General features: G+C 62.9%; 5 protein-coding genes and 2 pseudogenes. 3 read left to right on the top strand and 4 right to left on the bottom strand.

Going from position 1 to position 3557, the window contains the following annotated elements:
- Positions 1–316 (top strand): annotated as a pseudogene (locus EOA60_RS23990) (hypothetical protein); the annotation flags it as partial.
- Between the two features lie 149 nt (positions 317–465).
- On the opposite strand, the gene clpS reads toward EOA60_RS23990, so the two are convergent.
- From clpS to EOA60_RS23970, 4 genes are all read right to left on the bottom strand, one after another.
- A complete protein-coding gene (gene clpS, locus EOA60_RS23985; protein ID WP_067326504.1) occupies positions 466–771 on the bottom strand; it encodes an ATP-dependent Clp protease adapter ClpS in 306 nt (101 codons plus the stop codon).
- 105 nt (positions 772–876) lie between these two features.
- Positions 877–1218, bottom strand: a complete 342-nt coding sequence (locus tag EOA60_RS23980) for a hypothetical protein (RefSeq protein ID WP_245322261.1) — start codon at positions 1216–1218, stop codon at positions 877–879.
- Positions 1219–1362: 144 nt separating this feature from the next.
- The gene (locus EOA60_RS23975) at positions 1363–1611 is read right to left on the bottom strand and encodes a hypothetical protein (protein WP_066994288.1); all 249 of its coding nucleotides are present in this window, start codon (positions 1609–1611) and stop codon (positions 1363–1365) included.
- Between the two features lie 40 nt (positions 1612–1651).
- Complete coding sequence (locus EOA60_RS23970) at positions 1652–1954, bottom strand: hypothetical protein (protein ID WP_066994286.1); 303 nt, start codon at positions 1952–1954, stop codon at positions 1652–1654.
- Between the two features lie 237 nt (positions 1955–2191).
- On the opposite strand from EOA60_RS23970, the gene EOA60_RS23965 reads away from it, so the two are divergent.
- Together EOA60_RS23965 and EOA60_RS23960 are read left to right on the top strand one after the other, a co-directional pair.
- Positions 2192–2908 carry a response regulator transcription factor gene (locus tag EOA60_RS23965; protein WP_066994281.1) on the top strand — a complete coding sequence of 239 codons (717 nt, stop codon included), beginning with the start codon at positions 2192–2194 and terminating at the stop codon, positions 2906–2908.
- Positions 2905–3557, top strand: a pseudogene (locus EOA60_RS23960) (osmolarity sensor protein EnvZ); the annotation flags it as partial. The gene EOA60_RS23965 and the pseudogene EOA60_RS23960, both read left to right, overlap by 4 nt.

Raw genomic sequence — 3557 nt, 5'->3', positions numbered from 1 at the left:
GATCAATGCGCCTGAATTCGCCGATGTCGTTTCCACCGAGGACAGGCTGAAGGCGCCGGCCGAGGCGACCGGCGGCAGCGTGCGCCGGCTCGCGCCATCCTCCATGCTTGGCGATCTTGCCGGCGGTGTGGCATTGCCTTCGATCGTACCGGTCCGCTCCTCGGGGGCGGCATCGGGGAACGATTGGATCGGGCTGCGCACCACCGACGACAGCACGCTGAAGGCCGTCTCGCGCGTGCCGCTGTTCGGCGGCTTCCTCGGCCTCGGCTTGCTGCTCCTGGCCATCGGCTCGATGTGGTATCGAGAAGGAAGGTAGAGCCTTTTCCTTCTCCCCCTTCCGGGGAAAGGTGCCCGAAAGGGCGGATGAGGGGCGGCGCGCAACAATCAAATACGGCGCTTGCCCCCACCTTGCTCGGCCGGCGGCCTCGCTTTCCCTCTCCAGGACACGGGCGAGGCAGAGCCGCCCTACTCTTCCGGCTCGGTCGTGAACAGCAGCGGATAGCCCTTGGCCTTGCCGGCGTCGGTTGCTCGCGCGGCCTTGGTCTCGGCAACGTCGCGCGTGAAGACGGCGACCACGCAGACGCCGCGCGTATGCGCAGTGATCATCACGCGATGCGCCTGATCCTCGCTGAGCCTGAACTCGCCTTTAAGCACCGTCACCACGAACTCTCGCGGCGTGAAGTCGTCATTGACCAGGATGACCTTGTAGAGCTTCGGCCGCTCGGTCTTCGGCTGCGTCTTGGTACGCGGTTTGAGGACGGTCTCAGGCATTGGAATTCACCAGCTGGAAACTGGGTCTGGCTTGCACTCCCTCAGGCAGGGAAGCATTTGTCCATTTGTCCGCTGGAGGGCGGAGAATCGAGGGACGATGAAGGCTTATGTGGGATAGCGCTGTTTGCGCTTCAACGCCCCTGCCGACCGATCGTGCGACGCACCGTCGTCCATGTTGGAACCGCGCTCCATGAACGCGCCAATCATCCAGGCGGCGAAGCCGATCAGCGTCGCGCCCGTCAGCACGATCAGGACCCAGCTCTGTGCCGGCGTGATGTAGTCGAAGCTCGATGAGATGGCCGGCGCGAAAAGTTCCGGCTCGGTCCTGCCGCTGGCGGGATCCGGCACTGGGCTGGCTGTCAAGATGATCAGCGCTCTTGCTGCCCCGGTGGCAACCAAGCCGCCGAGAGCCAGCGAGCGCATCATGGACGAAAGCCGCTTCTTCATGCGGATTGTCCTACGGCACCGGCATTGCGATCGGGTTAAGGAAGTGGCGCGGCGCAAGCTGCCGGTGTCAGGATTCGGCCGCTGGAAACCGCCCCGGCCGGTTTCGGCCGGAGCGGTCTTGAAAGATCAGGATCGAAGCCTGGATTAGGACTTCTTCGCGTCCTTCTTCGGGGCCTTCTTGACCGGGCACTTGTGGGTCTTGGTCACCTTGCAGGCCTTCTTGGCGGCGACCTTCTTCGGAGCGGTCTTCGCCGTAGCGTCAGCGGCCGGAGCCGTGGTCGTGGTCGAGGCGGCCGGAGCGGCGGTCGTCGTGGCGGCGGCGTTGCTGACAGCCGGCATCGAGAAAGCGAGAGCAACAGCGAGGCCGAGGGCGGAGAGGAGGGACTTTGTCATGGCTTCATTTCCTTTTTCATGCGGGTCGAGGAGTTGAGCGTCACTGAACCGGGTCGATCGGTGTCACTCCAAGCAGCTTCAAAGCGTTTGCGAGCATCCGGATGCCCTGCGCCTGTTTCTTGGCAGCGCAGAACCGGTTTCCCTTTCTTTGAAGTGCCTTCGCCGCGGTGACCTGCGTTGCCGCGGCATGGGTTTCGAGGGCTTCGTCAACTTGACGGTTGAGATTGGTGCAGCGCTCGGTCCGGGTCAGCGGCGTTACCTTTGCGTTGGAGGCCCCGACTGCGGCTGTGATGAGCGACATGCTAAGCAAAGCACCCATCACGCTGATCCAGAACCTCTGCATCGGTCTTGCCCGTTACTCCGGAAACTTGCGTCGCAGCCGATGACCTGACCGCCACGCCACCAGTTATGCCCTTGAAATTTTTCACGAGTTTTTCCCGAGTGTAGAATTTTGTTTCTGAATTGTTTCTGGGGAAGCCATTCCGTCCCACGTCGCCGCCACTGGCCAAGATGTGGCCCGAATTCTATCGTGTGGGTGATCACAGAAGGGCAGCTTGGCTACACAAATCGCGGGGTTCTCGTGAAATCCGACTCGCACATACTGATCGTCGATGACGACAAGGGCATACGCGACCTGCTTCAGGAGTTTTTCCAGAAACGGGGGCTGCGCACGACAGTGGCCGCCGACGGCACCGAGATGGAGTCGATCCTGCGCCGGGCGCAGGTCGACCTGATCGTGCTCGATGTGATGCTTCCCGGTAAAAGCGGGCTGGAACTGTGCCGCGAGATCCGCGCCAATCACACGACACCGATCATCATGCTGACCGCGGTGACCGAGACGACGGATCGCGTCGTCGGGCTCGAGATGGGGGCTGATGACTATGTGCCGAAACCCTTCGATCCGCGCGAATTGCTCGCCCGCATCCGAGCGGTGCTGAGGCGCAACGGCACGGCCGAGCCGCGGCGGCCCACAGCCAAGCAGATCTACCGCTTTGCCGGCTGGACCATGGATTGCTCGCGCCGCCGGCTGACGGCGCCCGACGACGTGCGGGTGGAACTGACGATGGCGGAGTTCAACCTGCTGCAGACCTTCGTCAAGAGCGCGCAACGCGTTCTCACCCGCGAGCAGCTCATCGAGTTGTCCGGCGGCGACACCGGTTACAGCTTCGATCGCAGCGTCGACATCCTGGTCAGCCGCCTGCGCCGCAAGATGGAGGACGATCCCAAGACGCCAAAACTGATCTTGACTGTTCGCAGCGGTGGCTATCAGTTTCTGCCCGAAACGACCTCCGAATGAGACGCTTGCTGCCGCAAACCCTGCCTGTCTGGGTTTTGCTCATCGTCATTGCCGGCCTGATGATCAGCCAGGTCGCGACGCTTTATATCGTGGCGCGCGACCGCGCCGCCGCCAACGATGTGGTTGATCTCTACCGGCTGAACGACCGCGCCTATTCGCTGGTGCAGCTGATGCATGACGCCACGCCTGAAGAACGCAAGGCGACCGCTTCCGGTCTGTTCAATGCCACCTACGCACTGACCGTTTCGGACAGCCCCGCCGTCACTTCCTCGATCGCCGGCGATGACCAGCTAGCCGAGTTGGAGGACATCCTGGTCGGCCGCCTGTCCAAGTTCGGCATCACCGACGCGCGTGTGCGGCGCGATCCGGCAACGCAGGAAGCCGATGTCCCGGACGGTCAGGTGATGAACAAGGATGTCGGCCAGGTCGAGCGCGATCTGCTGGTGCTGGCCGCGGATTTCGCCCAGAGCGACAAGCTGACGGCGTCGCTGCGCTTTTCCGACGGCCAGTGGCTGAACTTCACCGAGCCGATCACGCCGGCTGGGCCGATCCTGAGTTGGGACAGCCTGCCGCTCTATTCGCTGATAGCGGGACTGATCATCGTGATGTCGATCTGGTCGCTGCGCCGGCTGACCGCACCCTATCGCAT

The organism is Mesorhizobium sp. M1A.F.Ca.IN.020.06.1.1, assembly GCF_004023265.1.
Lineage (GTDB): Bacteria > Pseudomonadota > Alphaproteobacteria > Rhizobiales > Rhizobiaceae > Mesorhizobium.
This window is presented reverse-complemented; position numbering and strand designations above follow the sequence as displayed.

What these genes read in the sequence shown, in the direction of transcription:
- clpS (WP_067326504.1), bottom strand. Translation starts at nt 771, where the DNA reads ATGCCTGAGACCGTCCTCAAACCGCGTACCAAGACGCAGCCGAAGACC.
- EOA60_RS23980 (WP_245322261.1), bottom strand. Translation starts at nt 1,218, where the DNA reads ATGAAGAAGCGGCTTTCGTCCATGATGCGCTCGCTGGCTCTCGGCGGC.
- EOA60_RS23975 (WP_066994288.1), bottom strand. Translation starts at nt 1,611, where the DNA reads ATGACAAAGTCCCTCCTCTCCGCCCTCGGCCTCGCTGTTGCTCTCGCT.
- EOA60_RS23970 (WP_066994286.1), bottom strand. Translation starts at nt 1,954, where the DNA reads ATGCAGAGGTTCTGGATCAGCGTGATGGGTGCTTTGCTTAGCATGTCG.